This window comes from Aliiroseovarius sp., from assembly GCF_965228805.1.
GTDB lineage: Bacteria > Pseudomonadota > Alphaproteobacteria > Rhodobacterales > Rhodobacteraceae > JASBTN01.
On the sequence record NZ_CBDDIE010000003.1, the window covers coordinates 3,475,889 to 3,488,810 of the forward strand.

14 protein-coding genes are annotated in these 12,922 nt (G+C 64.3%); 4 read left to right on the forward strand and 10 right to left on the reverse strand.

The genetic code is table 11. The features are described from left to right. Position 1: 1 nt before the first annotated feature. The 4 genes from ribB to ACO07D_RS18295 form a co-directional block, all read right to left on the reverse strand. The gene (ribB, locus tag ACO07D_RS18280) at positions 2–1,132 is read right to left on the reverse strand and encodes a 3,4-dihydroxy-2-butanone-4-phosphate synthase (protein ID WP_421704363.1); all 1,131 of its coding nucleotides are present in this window, start codon (positions 1,130–1,132) and stop codon (positions 2–4) included. 204 nt (positions 1,133–1,336) lie between these two features. Beyond that, on the reverse strand, positions 1,337–2,305 hold the full coding sequence (locus ACO07D_RS18285; RefSeq protein ID WP_421704364.1) for an MBL fold metallo-hydrolase: 969 nt from the start codon (positions 2,303–2,305) through the stop codon (positions 1,337–1,339). A 65-nt stretch (positions 2,306–2,370) separates the two neighbouring features. Then, positions 2,371–2,931 (reverse strand): hypothetical protein, encoded by a 561-nt coding sequence (locus ACO07D_RS18290; RefSeq protein ID WP_421704365.1) that lies wholly within the window; start codon positions 2,929–2,931, stop codon positions 2,371–2,373. Continuing rightward, on the reverse strand, positions 2,928–3,515 hold the full coding sequence (locus ACO07D_RS18295; protein WP_421704366.1) for a riboflavin synthase: 588 nt from the start codon (positions 3,513–3,515) through the stop codon (positions 2,928–2,930). The genes ACO07D_RS18290 and ACO07D_RS18295 overlap by 4 nt, the downstream gene beginning before the upstream one ends. A gap of 258 nt (positions 3,516–3,773) precedes the next feature. Here ACO07D_RS18295 and ACO07D_RS18300 point away from each other — a divergent pair, with 258 nt between their 5' ends. The 3 genes from ACO07D_RS18300 (at position 3,774) to ACO07D_RS18310 (ending at position 8,336) form a co-directional block, all read left to right on the forward strand. Then, positions 3,774–5,066 (forward strand): capsule biosynthesis protein, encoded by a 1,293-nt coding sequence (locus ACO07D_RS18300; RefSeq protein WP_421704367.1) that lies wholly within the window; start codon positions 3,774–3,776, stop codon positions 5,064–5,066. Between the two features lie 122 nt (positions 5,067–5,188). After that, entirely contained in the window at positions 5,189–6,298 is a 1,110-nt protein-coding gene (locus ACO07D_RS18305; protein ID WP_421705067.1) for a polysaccharide biosynthesis/export family protein, read from the forward strand. Between the two features lie 4 nt (positions 6,299–6,302). After that, positions 6,303–8,336: a capsular polysaccharide biosynthesis protein gene (locus ACO07D_RS18310; protein WP_421704368.1), complete on the forward strand. Its 2,034-nt coding sequence runs from the start codon at positions 6,303–6,305 to the stop codon at positions 8,334–8,336. Positions 8,337–8,372: 36 nt separating this feature from the next. Here ACO07D_RS18310 and ribD read toward each other — a convergent pair whose 3' ends face one another. From ribD to ACO07D_RS18340, 6 genes are all read right to left on the reverse strand, one after another. Then, on the reverse strand, positions 8,373–9,464 hold the full coding sequence (gene ribD, locus ACO07D_RS18315) for a bifunctional diaminohydroxyphosphoribosylaminopyrimidine deaminase/5-amino-6-(5-phosphoribosylamino)uracil reductase RibD (RefSeq protein WP_421705068.1): 1,092 nt from the start codon (positions 9,462–9,464) through the stop codon (positions 8,373–8,375). A 20-nt stretch (positions 9,465–9,484) separates the two neighbouring features. Then, entirely contained in the window at positions 9,485–9,955 is a 471-nt protein-coding gene (nrdR, locus tag ACO07D_RS18320) for a transcriptional regulator NrdR (protein WP_421704369.1), read from the reverse strand. 174 nt (positions 9,956–10,129) lie between these two features. Continuing rightward, on the reverse strand, positions 10,130–10,549 hold the full coding sequence (locus ACO07D_RS18325) for a secondary thiamine-phosphate synthase enzyme YjbQ (RefSeq protein ID WP_421704370.1): 420 nt from the start codon (positions 10,547–10,549) through the stop codon (positions 10,130–10,132). Beyond that, a complete protein-coding gene (locus ACO07D_RS18330) occupies positions 10,550–11,080 on the reverse strand; it encodes a DUF4166 domain-containing protein (protein WP_421704371.1) in 531 nt (176 codons plus the stop codon). Continuing rightward, positions 11,080–11,529, reverse strand: a complete 450-nt coding sequence (locus ACO07D_RS18335; RefSeq protein ID WP_421704372.1) for a thiol-disulfide oxidoreductase DCC family protein — start codon at positions 11,527–11,529, stop codon at positions 11,080–11,082. Before ACO07D_RS18335 ends, ACO07D_RS18330 begins: the two co-directional genes overlap by 1 nt. After that, entirely contained in the window at positions 11,526–11,804 is a 279-nt protein-coding gene (locus ACO07D_RS18340; RefSeq protein WP_421704373.1) for an HlyU family transcriptional regulator, read from the reverse strand. The genes ACO07D_RS18335 and ACO07D_RS18340 overlap by 4 nt, the downstream gene beginning before the upstream one ends. Before the next feature lie 153 nt (positions 11,805–11,957). Here ACO07D_RS18340 and yghX point away from each other — a divergent pair, with 153 nt between their 5' ends. Continuing rightward, positions 11,958–12,848 (forward strand): YghX family hydrolase, encoded by an 891-nt coding sequence (gene yghX / locus ACO07D_RS18345; RefSeq protein WP_421704374.1) that lies wholly within the window; start codon positions 11,958–11,960, stop codon positions 12,846–12,848. Positions 12,849–12,922: the final 74 nt, after the last annotated feature.

Below are 12,922 nucleotides of genomic sequence, written 5' to 3' on the forward strand. Positions count from 1 at the left end.
GTTATTCTCCGTAAATCGGACGGGTGCCCGTGATGTTCAGCCCATAGGCGTCAAGGCCCACGTATTGCGTGTCCGGGCTGTCGGTCAGCAGCACCATGTCATGCAGCCCCATCGAGCTCAGGATCTGCGCGCCCAGGCCGGTGTGGCGAATGGTGCGGGGTCCCTCTTCCTCGTCGTCATGCAGGGTCTTGCGCGGCTCGCGGAACAGGCAGACCACGCCGCGACCTTCGCGGGCAATGAGCTCCATCGCGTGGGACAGTTCACCGGCCGGTTTCGGGCCCAGGCCGAGCAGGTCCGAGGCGGCGGTCAGCGCGTGGGTGCGCACCAGCACCGGTTCCGGCGTGGTGATGTCGCCCTTGATCATCACCACATGTTCGATGCCGTGGATCTGATCGGTAAAGAGGCGCATTTCCCAATCGCCGCCGAATTCGCTGGTCACCGTCTCGCGCGAGGTCTCGCGCACCAGGTTGTCGTGGCGACGGCGGTAGGCGATCAGATCGGAAATCGTGCCGATCTTCATGTCGTGAGTCTTGGCGAACTCCACCAGGTCGGGCAGACGCGCCATGGTGCCGTCGTCCTTCATGATCTCGCAGATCACGCCGGAGGGGTGACGGCCCGCCAGTCGGCTAATGTCCACCGCAGCCTCGGTATGGCCGGCACGCACCAGCACGCCGCCGTTGCGCGCGCGCAGCGGGAAGACATGGCCTGGGGTTGCGATCTCGGCGGGGCCGGTGTTGTCGCCGATGGCAGTGGCCACGGTCAGGGCACGGTCGGCGGCAGAGATGCCGGTGGACACGCCCTCGCGCGCCTCGATCGACACGGTAAAGGCAGTCTCATGCCGGGACGAGTTGTGCACGGCCATCATCGGCAGACCCAGCTCGGCCACCCGGTCGGCGGTCAGCGGCAGGCAGATCAGGCCACGGCCATGGGTGGCCATGAAGTTGATCACCTCGGGCGTCGCGGCATCGGCGGGGATGACCAGATCGCCTTCGTTCTCGCGGTCCTCGTGGTCGACCAGGATATACATGCGGCCCTGGCGGGCCTCCTCGATGATTTCCTCCGCCGAGGCGATGGCGGCGGAAAGCCCGGCTTCGACCGGACCCGGCGTTTCATAAGTGGTGCTGTCAGCCATGATTTGTCCCTTGTGGCCCCAGACGAGGGGTGCGCGGTGGTGCAGACTGTCAGATACCGCAGGCGCGCGCCTGATACCAGTGCCCAAAACGACAGGCTGGCGTGCAGATACGCACGGTCACTGGGGATCAATGCGCCCGAGCGGGGCCGGATGGCCCCGCGAGAGATCAAGCGGGCGCGGAACGCGCCCTCCTCTAGGTAATAATTAGAACTGCCAGGTCGCGGGGATGAACTCGAACACATCACCGCGCGGTTTCACGTGCCCCACCCCCGGGAAGGGGAAGTGATAGCCCAGCACCGCAATCCGATCGGCTGACGCCATGTCCAAGATTTTGCGCCGTGTTGCCGCCGTGCGCTCGCCGTCATGGTCGAAACTGTTGTACCAGTCGGGCTTTGCGAAGTTCATCCAGGGGTTCGACATCGCATCCCCCAGCGCCATCAGCTGCTGCCCGCCGCTCTCCACGACCAGGGACATGTGCCCCGGCGTATGGCCGGGCGTGGCCACCAGCCGCAGCCCCGGCGCGACCTCGTGCCCGTCCTGGGCCAGGGTCCATTCCAGGCCATCCGCCTGCAGGGAGTTCACCGCCCCCACCACGAACTGCTGCTCGGCGGGTCCAACCCGGTCGACCAACCCGTCCTGCATCCACCAGTCATATTCATGGGTGCCGATGATGTATTCGGCATCCGGGAAGATCGGCTCATCAAAGTCGTCGCGAATGCCCCAGATGTGATCCGGGTGCGCATGGGTAATGACCACATGGGTAATGCCCATCGGGTCGATCCCGGCGGCCTCCAGATTCTCCATCAACCGCCCCGCCGTGTCGATCCAGCGCGTGCCCGAGCCAACATCCACCAGCACCTTCGCCTCGCCCAACTCGACATAGAGGTGGTTGGTGTGGCTGTAGCCCGCCTCCGGGTCCAGATAATGCTCGGCCAGGAAGGCCAGGCGGTCTTCCTCGCTCGCATTGATCGCCTGCCCCGACATGGGGATCGAGAAATAGCCGTCCGACACGATCGTCACCTGCGCCTCACCCAGAGTGAAACGGAACTGGGTTGCATTGCCGCCGCCGGGCGGGGTCAGCACCGCGGCACGCGCAGCGGCGGGCATGGCAAAGGCGGGTGCGGCGGCGGCCAGGCGCAAGAGGTCGCGGCGGGTGGGTTTCAGCAGGCTCATCGGGGTCTCCTCATCCGGTTGAGCCAATCATATGCGAATTCGAGAATGCGACAAGAGCGCGCAGACTATGGGCCGAAAATTGCCTCCGAGGGCAGGAAGCCGCCCAGCCGCCCGGCCTCGGCCCACTCCGCCTCCAACGCCGTGTCGCCGATCACCACGACACCGTCCCCGGGCAGGCCCCGCGACGCGGTCAGAGCATGCACTTTCGCGCGAACCTTCCCCCAGCTGTCACGCAGGTCCGGCGCACGCTCAGCCGCATCAATAACGCCATTCAAGCGATTGAATTCAGATACATTCACTGGCGCATGCAGCATCGCCAAACGCCCGCAACGCTTGATCTCGGCAAGCGTTTGCGCCCGCCCCTCTGGGATGGTCACGACCCGCGGCCCGACCCTCAGCGCATTCGAGGAAAACAGCAGCGCCACGATATCGCGCCCATTCGCCGCCCGGATCGAGGCATAGGATTTGTAATCGATCCCCAGCTCCTTGGCGCGGCGAATGCGCAGGCGCACCACTTCGATGGGTAGCTGCGGCAGTAGCTCACGCCGCGCCCGGCGCCAGGCATAGCGCCGCCAGCCCGAGCCGCCCTCAAGGGTCGGCCCGTTGTTATGGCCGATCCCGCTCACGAATACTCCGCCAGCCGCGCGACGTAGCGCGCGAGCGTATCGATTTCCAGGTTGATCCGGTCACCGACCTTGGCCGCGCCCCAGTTGGTCACGTCTTTGGTGTGCGAGATCAGGTTCACCCCGAACGTGTCGCCATTCACTTCGTTCACCGTCAGCGAAGTGCCGTTCAGCGCGACCGAGCCCTTGGGCGCAATGAACTTCGCCAGTTCCGAGGGCGCCTTGAAAGTCACACGGGTCGAATCCCCCTCGCCGTGCATCTCGACGATCTCGGCCACGCCATCCACGTGGCCGGACACGATGTGACCGCCCAACTCGTCGCCCACTTTCAGCGCGCGTTCCAGGTTCACCGCGTGGCCGACCTCCCAGTCGCCCAGATTGGTCTTGGACACGGTTTCTGCCGAGATATCAACCTCGTACCAGCCATCGCCCAGGGTCACGACCGTCAGGCACACCCCGTCCGAGGCGATCGACGCCCCCAGGTCGATCCCCGCCACGTCATAAGCAGTTTCGATACGCGCGCGCAGGTCGCCCGCCTTTTCCAGCGCCGCAATGCGGCCCACGTCGGTGATGATCCCGGTGAACATGGTCTCTCCTTCAAGGGTCGGGCAGATATCCGGGTGAAAATGCCCCTGCCCGGCCCCACGTGCAACCCTTCCTTAACGGCCCGGACGTCAGACTGTCGGCGGAACAGACCTCAAACCGGCATCAAAGAGCCACAAAATGGCCTTCTGCCCATGTTTTAACCACGTTTGACGTGACATGAGGTGTATTTACGCGCAAAAGAAGGCGCGCGCCACAGGGAGACGATGAGGGTAGAACTGGCGGAGTTTGGGACGATCGGGATGCAGCAGATTACGGGTCAGAACCGGCGGTTCCTTTTTCTGCAGGGGCCGCATGGGCCGTTCTTCTGGCGGCTCGGTAAGATTCTGCGCGCGGCAGGTGCCGAGGTTTGGCGCGTCGGCTTCAATCGCGGCGATGAAGCTTTCTGGTTTGATGACGCAAGCTATCTCCCTTTCACTGAAGCGCAGGAGGTCTGGCCAGACCGCTTCCGGGCCCTGCTGGACACCAACAACATCACTGATATCGCGCTCTATGGTGACGTACGCAAGATCCACGCCCAGGCCATTGAAATCGCGCAAAAAAACGACATCCGCATTCACGTGTTCGAAGAAGGATATCTTCGCCCCTACTGGGTGACCTACGAGCGCGGCGGATCGAATGGCAATTCGCGCCTGATGGAGTTCTCGGTCGAGCACATGCAGCATGTTCTTGCCGATGCCGAGCTGGATGTGCCCGAAGCGCCCGCCCATTGGGGCGACATGCGTCAGCACGTATTCTACGGCGCGCTCTACCACTGGTTTGTCATGTTCCGAAACCAGCGTTACGCGGGCTTCCGCCCCCACCGCGACCTGTCGGTGGGAAAGGAGTTCCTGCTGTACCTGAAACGCCTGATGCTGATGCCCGCCCTGGCCGCCAACCGCATCGCCGCGACCCAGCGTATCAAGCATGGCGGCTTTCCCTATCACTTGGCGCTATTGCAGCTGGAACATGATTCCAGTTTTCAGGAACACAGCCCGTTTTCCACCATGACCGAGTTTCTCTCGCTGGTGATGGAGGGGTTTCGTGACGGTGCTCCTCCGCATCATCACTTGGTGTTCAAGGCCCACCCACTGGAGGATGGACGGGTAAATTTGCGGCATGAAATCATACGCTTGGCGGAGGAATTTCAAGTTTCCGGTCGGGTGCATTACGTACGTGGGGGCAAGCTCGCCCAGCTTCTGGATCACGCACGCAGCTCGGTCACCGTGAACTCCACCGCAGGCCAGCAGGTGTTGTGGCGTGGCCAGCCGATCAAGGTTTTCGGCGATGCGGTCTATGCCAAGCCCGACTTCGTCTCGACCCAACCACTTGCGGAATTCTTCGCGCATCCGACCCGGCCCGACAGCCGCGCCTATCGCGACTATCGGCATTATCTGCTGGAAACCAGCCAGGTGGCGGGCGGTTATTACTCCTCCCGCGGACGGCGCCAGTTGTTGAGACAGGTTGTCGACATGATGCTGGCCGCCGATGATCCCTATGACGCTCTGGCGCGCGGTACCGCGGCGCCGCGGCAACAGTTGCGCGTGGTCACCTGAGCGGTCGAATCGGTGCTGGATTTCCCCTGCAAACCTGCGTAGGTTAACAAAAAACAAAAGCAGGCAGATCTCCAGCAAAGGAGCGAGCAGTGAACAGTACTGGCAAAATCTGGGCCCACAACCTGGCTCGTGGTGTGGTCCTTTCGGCGCTTGTCGCCGGTGTGGCGGCCTGTGGCCTGCCCCGGGTCGGCCCGAACAAAGCCGAAATCTTCGCAGGGTCGGTGCAGAAGCAAGGCGACGCTTTCATTGTGTCGGTTGACGACCGGGTGGCGCGCGCCACCGCCGTGGTCCCGGCGCTTGGCTTCTCGGACGCCTTCAAGAACGCAGGCTCGGTGGGATCGGACACGATCCATGCGGGCGACGTGTTGGGCGTGACGGTCTGGGAGAACGTCGAGGACGGCATCCTGGCCACCGCAGGCGCCCCCGCCGGACTGGAAGAAGTACAGGTGGACGGCGCCGGTTACATCTTCATCCCCTATGCCGGCCGCATCCGCGCCGCAGGCAACAGCCCCGAAGCGATCCGCCGCATCATTACCGAGAAACTGGAAAGCCAGACCCCTGACCCGCAGGTGCAGGTGCGCCGCATGGCGGGCGATGGTTCGACCGTGTCAATCACCGGGGCCGTGGGCGGCCAGGGCGTCTATGCCATCGAACGCCCGACCCGCACGCTGAACGCGATGCTGGCCCGCGCGGGCGGTGTGTCGATCGAGCCTGAAATTGCCCGCGTGAAGATCATCCGCGGCAACCAGACCGGCGAAATCTGGTTCGAGGACCTGTTCGAACATCCTGAATTCGACATCGCCCTGCGCGGCGGCGACCGCATCCTGGTCGAGGAAGACACCCGCGCCTTTACCGCGCTCGGCGCCACCGGCTCGCAAAGCCGCGTTGGGTTCGAGACCCAGACCCTTTCGGCCATCGAAGCCATCGCCACCGTGGGCGGCCTGCAGAGCCAGACCGCCGACCCGACTGGTGTCTTCGTCTTCCGCAACGAACCGGCTGAAATCGCCAACGAGGTTCTGGGCCGCAGCGACCTGATCGGCGCGCAGCGCATGGTCTATGTGCTGAACCTGACCGAGCCCAACGGCATGTTCAATGCCCGCGATTTCGTCATTCGCGACGGCGACACCGTCTATGTGACCGAGGCGCCCTATGTGCAGTGGACCAAGGTGCTGACCGCCGTGACCTCGACCATCAGCGGGGCCGACACGCTGTCCAGCCTGGGCCAGAACTGACGGCATGACGCCCGATACGAACAACCCGGCCGCCGGGGGGGAAACCCCTCGGCGGCTTTGCGTTTACAACGGCGGCTTTCTGAGCCAGGGCCGGGTGCGGCGCATTCTGGAGTTGTCCTGTTGGGACATCTCTCTGGGCCTGCCAGGCGAAGACGACTGGGTCGGCACATGGGGCAAGAGCCCAACCTCCGGCCGTGGTGAGGCGGTGGCCGCAAAACGCGATGCGCCGGTGCTGCGGGTGGAAGACGCCCTGCTGCGCTCTGTCCTGCCCGGCCGTGGGGGCGAGCCGCCCCTGGGGCTTCTGCTTGATGATATGGGCGTGCATTTCGATAGCTCCACACCCTCGCGGCTGGAACGCATCCTGGCCACGGACCCACTGGATGATGGCGCGCTGTTGAACCGCGCGCGCGATGCGATTGCCCGCATGCAATCCGCGCACCTGTCCAAGTACAACGCCTTCGACCCTACCCTGCCGATCCCGCATCAGGACGTGCCCCACGTGGTGGTGATCGACCAAACTAGGGGCGATGCCTCGATCGAACACGCGGGCGCCCGGGCCAGCACCTTTCGCGAGATGCTGGTCTTTGCGCAGGAGGAAAACCCCGGCGCGAATGTACTGATCAAGACCCACCCCGAGACAGAGGCAGGCCATCGCGCAGGGCACTATGGCCCGGAGGATGAGACCTCGAATGTGCACCTGCTGACTGATCCCGTCAGCCCCTGGAACCTCTTTGCCGGTGCCCAGGCGGTGTATACCGTCAGTTCCGGCATGGGGTTCGAGGCAATCCTGGCGGGCCATCGGCCGCGCGTCTTCGGCCAGCCCTTCTATGCCGGCTGGGGGCTCACCCAGGACGAGAACCCGGTGGCGCGGCGCGAACGGAAATTGACCCGCGCGCAACTGTTTGCGGGCGCCATGATGCTTTATCCGAGCTGGTACGATCCCTACCGTGACCTGCTCTGTCGGATCGAAGAGGTGCTGGACACGCTGGACGCACGCGCACGGGCCTGGCGGGAGGATCGGCAGGGCTATGTCGCTTCCGGCATGCGGCTGTGGAAACGAAAGCCGCTCAATGGGGTCTTCGGCTCGGTAAAACCGCTGGTATTCGAAGATGACCCGGCGCGCGCCGCTGCCAAGGCGCAGGAAACCGGGCGTCAGAAGATCGCCTGGGCGGGCAAGGCTGAAGGCAACATGATCCGGGTCGAGGACGGCTTCCTACGCTCACGCGGGCTGGGGGCGGAACTGGTGCCGCCGCTCAGCCTCGTGCGCGATGACCTGGGGATTTACTACGACCCCGCCCGCGAAAGCCGCTTGGAGCGGCTGATCAATGCTGCCCCCACCCTGCCCGACCCCGCGATCCGCCGGGCCGAGCACTTGATCCGAAAGGTCACCGAAACGGGCCTGTCGAAATACAATCTGGATCGCCCCATGCCCGACCTGCCTGAGGGGCATCGCATTCTGGTGCCCGGCCAAGTGGAGGATGACGCCTCGATCCGGCAGGGCTGTTCGGAGGTCGCGACCAACCTTGGGCTGCTGGAACGCGCACGCGCAGAGAACCCTAATGCGGTGATCATCTACAAGCCCCATCCGGATGTGGAAGCCGGCCTGCGCGCGGGTCGCGTGGACCCGGTACGCGCTGCCGAACTGGCGGATGTGGTGGCGGATGAGGCCGACGCCATGGCGCTGGTGGAAGCCTGTGACGAAGTCTGGACGCTGACCTCGCTGATGGGGTTCGAGGCGCTCCTGCGCGGTAAACCGGTGACCTGCCTTGGCACGCCATTCTATGCAGGCTGGGGGCTGACAACGGACTTGGCTGACATTCCCGACAGACGCGAGGCACGGGTCACCTTGGAGCAGCTGACCCATGCTGTCCTGGTTGACTACCCGCGCTATTTCGATCCGGTGACGGGAACAGCCTGTCCGGTCGAAGTCATAGTTGAGCGGCTGGCCGCGGGCGACCTGCCGCATCCGGGGCGGTTCAACCGTGTGCTGTCGAAACTGCAGGGGCTCTTTGCCAGCCAGGCGCATCGATGGCGATAGGAATAAGAATTTTCAGAAAATTCTTGGCAAATTCCTTCAGAAGGAATTTGGTGCCCGCCGCCAGCGGTGCAGCACATCTCCACCCAAGTCGCGCGTTTCCACCAGGGTGAACCGTGGCGCCTCAGCCAGGCGGTCCACACCCATCGCCGCGAGCGAGGGCCGCCCCTCGGCCCCCAGCGCCACACCGGCGGTAAAGCCGATCAGCTCATCCACAAGCCCGGCGTTCAGGAGCGAGGCTGCCAGCGCTCCACCCCCTTCGCAGAAAACGCGCGTCAGGCCCTTGGCGCCAAGCGCTTGCAGCACCGACACGGGGTCGAGTTGCCCCTGGGCTACGCCGACTTCCAGCGTTTCGGCCCCCATGCCCTGCCAGGCCGACACCAGCCCGGGATCGGCGCGGCCGGAGTGGCAGAGCCAAACGGGCACCTCTTTCGCCGTGCGCGCCAGCTGGCTGTCCAGCGGCAGGTCGAGATGACGCGAGAGCACCACGCGTACCGGTTGGCGGCCTACCCCCAGCCCCCGCACGGTCAGCGAGGGATCGTCGTCGCGCGCCGTGCCGCCGCCCACCATGACCGCGTCATGGCGCGCGCGCAGGGCATGCACATACCGGCGCGCTTCCGGACCCGTAATCCACTGGCTTTCGCCGGTGGCGGTGGCAATACGCCCATCGAAGGAGTTGGCGAGTTTCAGGGTGACAAAGGGCCGCCCTTCGGTGATGCGGCTGAGAAACCCCGCATGATCGCATGCGGCCTCGTCTCGCAAGATGCCCGTTTCCACCGTGATGTCGGCATCGCGCAGCATGGTTAACCCGCCGCCATTGACCCGCGGATCGGGATCCTCCAGCGCCACGACGACCCGGGTCACACCGGCGTCGATCAGCGCCTGGGCGCAGGGCGGGGTCTTGCCGAAATGCGCGCAGGGCTCAAGCGTGACATAGGCCGTCGCACCACGCGCGCCGCCCGCCCGTTCACGCGCCTGGGTCAGCGCCACGACCTCACCATGAGGCCGCCCGCCCGGCTGGGTCCAGCCGCGCCCGATGACGCGCCCATCACGTACCAGAACGCAGCCCACCGCCGGGTTGGGCCAGCAATTGCCCTGCCCGCGCCGTCCAAGGGACAGCGCGAGGCGCATGTAGCGGGTGTCAGAAAGGCTCACTCGTCTTCGTGGCTCACGTTCGGGCGCAGCTCCGACACGAACTTGTCGAAGTCATCCGCCGCCTGGAAATTCTTGTAGACGCTTGCAAAGCGCACATATGCCACGGTGTCGATCCGAGCCAGGCTTTCCATCGTGATCTCGCCAATGGTCTTGGAGGGAATATCGGTCTCGCCCATGCTTTCCAGCCTGCGCACGATGCCCGAGATCATCTGGTCAATGCGCTCCGGCTCCACCGGCCGTTTCTGCAACGAAATGCGAATTGAGCGTTCCAGCTTCTCGCGGTCGAAATCCTCGCGCCGACCATTCGACTTGATCACCACCAGGTCGCGCAGCTGCACCCGTTCATAGGTGGTGAAGCGCCCGCCACAGGCCGGACAGAAACGCCGCCTGCGAATGGCCACGTGATCCTCGGCGGGACGCGAATCCTTCACCTGGGTGTCGATATTACCGCAAAACGGGCAGCGCATGGGCGTCCCCCTCTCTTTTCTGTACCGATTGCCTCTTCATATCGGGTCTGATGCCCGAGTTATCCACAGGCACTATAGGAGGGAACCTAGGTCTTGTGTAGGGGGTAATCCTCTCCCCCAGATGAAGATTTTCCGACTGTCCAGTGGGAAAGGGGCGCATTCGGTCCCCTAAGGTCATACAGTGGTCAGAACGGCAGCCACCTGGCGACTGTGCGGGCGGTCACGGTGTTCGAACAGATAAACCCCCTGCCAGGTCCCCAGCGCCAGCCGTCCGTCCAGCACCGGAACGCTCAGAGACACCGGCATCATCGCCGCCTTGATATGGGCGGGCATGTCATCGGGGCCCTCATAGGTATGGGTTAGATAGGACATCGACGGATCGGTGGTCGGCGGCACCAGCCGGTGAAAGAAGTTACGCAGGTCGGTCTGCACCTCGGGGTCGGCGTTTTCCTGAATCAGCAGCGAGCAGGACGTGTGGCGCACGAAGAGCGTCAGCAGACCGTCACGCAATCCCTGCCCCTCTATCCAACTGCTCACCTCGCGGGTGAACTCATAAAGCCCCTGCCCCCGGGTCTGGATCGTGAAGGTGGTCATTTAGCCCTCCGGCTCCAGCGCACCGCGATAGCGGATCATCAACCCGATCCCGGGCAGCACGCCCGAGACATCGAAATGAAACCGCCCGTCCTTGGCAAACTCATAGGTCTCGCCTCGTGGCAGCAGAAAACTTGGCACCGGCAGGCCCAGAACGGACATGCCCACCACCGTGACATACAGTTGCTCGTCTTCAGCCGAAAGGGTCATGCGCAGGGTGAAAAGGCCCAGCCGCTCGACCAGCACGCGCTCGTCCAGAGACGTCCAGAGGGTTGATCGCGTCACATGGCTGCCGAACTCCCGCGTCCAGATCGCCCCCTGTTCGGTGGGCGTCAGGGTCACCGTGACCGGCACCGCACCCCCGGCATTGGGGTAGCCTGCCAGCATGCAGATCAGCCGGGCCAGCGGGTGCCGCCCCCGATCAATCTGCGCCTGTCCGATATAACGGCACGGACCGGTGAGATCATGAAAGGCCTCAACTTCGGGGGCCACATCCAGATCACAGGCGCGTACCACACGCAGATAGGGGTCCATCAATACCCTCCCTCAAGGAACCGCGCGCGCAGCGCTGCGTCCGGCACCAGACAGCTGTCGTGCCGACCGAACAGGCGATAGCGGTTGCGTGCAATGGTTAGGTAAAGTGGCGTTTTCGGCCAGCGCCGCATCCACAGGATCACCGCGCAGAGCCGCCAGGGCCAGCCAATTTCCCGCATCGCGGCGGCGAAGGCATCCGCATGGGTGAACAGCCGCCCCCGGGCGAACACCAGATTGGTTTCGAAATCATCGCGCGGCAAACCCAACTCGTCATAGAGCGCCTGTCCCAGCGGCGACTGCGCAATGACGAAACGAAACCGCTGCGCCCGGTCCCGGTGCAGCACGAAACGGAAGAACCGTGAACAGAGCACACAATCGCCGTCAAAGACGACAACAGGGGCCGCGTTATGCTGACAGAGCCGTGCAACCTCTGTGGTGCTGTCCTTCACGAAAAGATCCGCTCGCCCATCTGGTCGATGAAGCTCTGCGCCTTGCGCAGGGTGATCTCGCGCGCCTCATCCTCGGAACTGACCACATCGGCGCGCACCATCTGATGGCTGCGCAGCATCCCACCCACATCCTTTTCGATTCGCGCATTCACACGGTAACCACCAGCCTCGCGCACCGGTTCAGGGTAGATGCGGAACCCCTCGTAGAGCTCCGGCTTGACCTCTTTCCCGGCGCCCGCGCCCTTGCCCCCGAAGAGTTTGCCAAAGAGTGACATGTCTTTCCCCAATCTGTTGGACCTCTTCAATGTGCCGGGCGTGGCCCGGGGGCGCAAGCGGCGAAACCCGGCCTGTGGAGGTATGCTCACGGGATCGTCACCGAAGGCGCACCCGCCCGCGTGGTAAAATCACGCCCAATTGGGAGGATCGACATGACACGTATGACAGCCAAGGATTTCGACCAGGAACTTCTGGACCTTTACGACTACTACGCGCACGGGATCATCACGAAACGCGAGTTCCTCGACAAGGCCGGGCGCTTTGCCGTGGGGAGCGTGACCGCCGCGATGCTTCTGAACATGCTCAGCCCGGATTACGCGCTGGCCGAGCAGGTCTCGTTCAACGACCCCGACATCCTGCCGGAATATGTGACCTACCCCTCGCCCAACGGCCATGGCGACGTGCGCGCCTATCAGGTGAAGCCCGCCGAGGCCACCGGCCCCCTGCCCGCCGTGCTGGTGGTACATGAGAACCGCGGACTGAACCCCTATATCGAGGACGTGGCGCGGCGGGTCGCCAAGGCCGGGTTTCTGGCGCTGGCGCCGGACGGGCTGACATCGGTCGGCGGCTACCCGGGCAATGACGCCGAGGGCCGCGATCTGCAACGCACCGTGGACCGCAACATGCTGATGAACGATTTCTTCGCCGCAGCCGAGCACCTGATGACCCGGCCCGACAGCACCGGCCGCGTCGGCTGCGTCGGCTTCTGCTACGGCGGCGGGGTCTGCAACGCGCTGGCGGTGGCCTATCCGGAACTGGCGGCCTCCGTGCCTTTCTACGGCCGCCAGGCCTCTGCCGGAGATGTCCCCCGCATCCAGGCGCCGTTGCTTTTGCACTTCGCCGAGCTGGACGAGCGTATCAACGCGGGCTGGCCAGACTATGAGGCCGCACTGATCGAACACGGCAAGACCTACACCGCCCATATCTACCCGGGCGTGAACCACGGGTTCCACAACGACAGCACCCCGCGCTATGACGAGGCCTCGGCGGAGCTCGCCTGGTCAAGGACGGTGGCGTTTTTCGAGGAGCATTTGAGGGGGTAAGGACTGCGGTTGCATAAGCCAATGAGGGCAACGCCCGACCGCGGGTGGGCGAGAAGCGCCCGCCCGTCAAACCG